Genomic DNA, 2,401 nt, shown 5'->3' on the forward strand with positions numbered 1-2,401 from the left:
AATCCTATTGTTAAAAAGAATCAAAGAAAAAAAATCATTACTACTAATTCAGATGCAATATATGAGTTACTTTGTCCTGACTTAAATCGTAAAATTGAATTTTTACATATTACTTTAAAACCTGGCGATTCTTCAACAAAGGATCTTATTGCCCATGATGGTGAAGAATGTGGAATAGTAATAAAGGGTAGGCTTATGGTTAAAACCAAACTTGAAGAATATATTTTACAAGAAGGAGATAGCATCTATTTAGATAGTACTATCCATCATAGATATATAAACATAGGAACCGAAGAATGTGTATCTATTTGGGCTATGACACCACCAAGTTTTTAATTTTAAAAAGTGGCAGAAAAATTTTTCTGCCACTTTTTTATCCTATTCTAAAATCTCATAGCTACTTACCATAACTGGCATATTTAAATTTTGTAAAACTCGCTCTAATAGTACTCCTTCTCTTTCTGGATATCCAAATCCATAACTAGCTCTAATACACGCAGTTATAAATTGGACCCCTCTATCCATTGCAATAGGTAAACTATCTCCCTGTAATAAAGAACCAACTATAACACTAGTAAACGCATCTCCGGTTCCTGGAAAATGAGCCGGTATATACAGACAACTAACCTTCCAGTATTTCTCGTTCTCTTTATCATATGCTATTACATTAGTTTTTTTCTTATTTCTACTGTCTGGAACGCTTGTAATTATAACTTTTTTAGGTCCCATATCAGCCAGTTCTGTTAGCCATTGCTTCATCTCGCTTTCCTTAATATCAGTTTTATACTCCTTACCTAACAGAAATGCTGCTTCCGTATAATTTGGAGTAATAATATCAGCTTTTTTTATCAATCTCTTCATATTTTTAATCATTTCATTGCTCATTGTGCTGTAAAGTTTCCCATTATCACCCATAACAGGATCAACAACAGTTAAATTATCTTCATTTCCAAAGTCATCAATAAACTTTGAAACTATATCTATTTGTCTTACTGAGCCTAAAAATCCACTGTAAATACAATCAAATTCTAATCCTAGTTTATACCAATGTTCAGTATAATTCTCCATGCTATCGGTTAAATCCACAAAGCTATAATCCTTAAATCCCCCTGTGTGTGTTGATAATACAGCAGTAGGAACCGGACATACTTGAACCCCCATAGTAGATAGTATTGGTATTATTACTGTTAATGAAGCTCTTCCAAACCCTGCTAAGTCGTGTATTGCGGCTACTCTTTTTACTGGTTTCATATTTTTCTTCCCCCTTGTTAGTTTCTCACCTTTACTTTAGTCTGTAAGTTTTATAAGTCTTATACTCAATTACTGAAATATCACTATCTTTTTCTAGTATATTAAAAATATTCTCAATATTATCGCACTCTCTAGATTCTAAAAAGCTTGTTATCTCATATTGGTTCATAGGATGTCTTTTTATAATAGTTTTTATAGCCTCATAATCATCCTTTACTCTGCTATAAAATCCTTCAGACAATAGACTATTTATAGATATACCTCCAAGTATTTTTACTGCCTTTTCTATAACTTCTTTTGAAGGCTCTTTTACATAATCTTCTGCTGGTGGTCTAACTGGTGTGTTAATATATAATCTATCATATTCCATAGTATTCAATATCGACTTAAATTCAATAAAGTCTTTCTCCTTATCGTTTATATCCTTTATAATCATTGTTTCTATCCACAATTCACCTTTATAATTCTTAGAAAACTTTCTTAACCCTTCTACTACTTCACTATACTTTATTTTCCCATATGGTCTATTTATTTTCTTAAAATTTTCTTCATTTGCTGCATCTAAAGATGGTAAAACTATATCTGCATTTTTTAATCCATCTCTAACATTTTCATCATATAATAATGCTCCATTAGTAATAACTGCTACAGGTTTAGTTGTTTTTTTCTTTAACTCTTTTATAAGCTCACCTAATTTTAGGTATAGTGTAGGCTCTCCTTCCCCCACAATTGTTACAACATCAAATTTAATATCTTCGTTTAAATACTTTTCAAATTCTTCTATTATATCGTTAATATTAAAATACTCTTCACGTTTATTAGTTAAATGATTAGTACGTCCAAGCTGACAATATATACAAGAATAATTACAATATTTTTCTGGAATTGGACTAATGCCTATTGACATTCCCATTCGTCTAGATGGTACTGGACCAAATACATACTTATAATCTGACATAATTTTCACTTCCCTTTGGATTTTTTACAATTTCGTCACTATAATTTATCTGTTGGTAACATTTTACTACCTATGGATTTTAAATTCAAGCTAAGTAATAAAAAAGCTCTTAGCTCTCAGTTCTTAATTTCTGGAACGATGAACCGGGTTCATCGTTCCAGAAAAAATCAAAAGAAGCCTGTTAAATACAGG

3 protein-coding genes are annotated in these 2,401 nt (G+C 30.9%); 1 reads left to right on the forward strand and 2 read right to left on the reverse strand.

What is annotated here, in order from left to right:
- On the forward strand, window positions 1–336 hold a 336-nt coding region (locus L21TH_RS07320; protein WP_034429688.1), incomplete at its 5' end, for a cupin domain-containing protein.
- Window positions 337–378: 42 nt separating this feature from the next.
- On the opposite strand, the gene L21TH_RS07325 is transcribed toward L21TH_RS07320, so the two are convergent.
- Window positions 379–1,251 carry a pyridoxamine kinase gene (locus tag L21TH_RS07325; protein WP_006313012.1) on the reverse strand — a complete coding sequence of 291 codons (873 nt, stop codon included), beginning with the start codon at window positions 1,249–1,251 and terminating at the stop codon, window positions 379–381.
- A 31-nt stretch (window positions 1,252–1,282) separates the two neighbouring features.
- Window positions 1,283–2,209 carry a radical SAM protein gene (locus L21TH_RS07330; RefSeq protein WP_006313018.1) on the reverse strand — a complete coding sequence of 309 codons (927 nt, stop codon included), beginning with the start codon at window positions 2,207–2,209 and terminating at the stop codon, window positions 1,283–1,285.
- Window positions 2,210–2,401: the final 192 nt, after the last annotated feature.

The organism is Caldisalinibacter kiritimatiensis (assembly GCF_000387765.1).
Lineage (GTDB): Bacteria > Bacillota > Clostridia > Tissierellales > Caldisalinibacteraceae > Caldisalinibacter > Caldisalinibacter kiritimatiensis.

Bases quoted from the DNA above. Each gene is read 5' to 3' on its own strand.
- L21TH_RS07325 (WP_006313012.1), bottom strand. From the start codon at position 1,251: ATGAAACCAGTAAAAAGAGTAGCCGCAATACACGACTTAGCAGGGTTT.
- L21TH_RS07330 (WP_006313018.1), bottom strand. From the start codon at position 2,209: ATGTCAGATTATAAGTATGTATTTGGTCCAGTACCATCTAGACGAATG.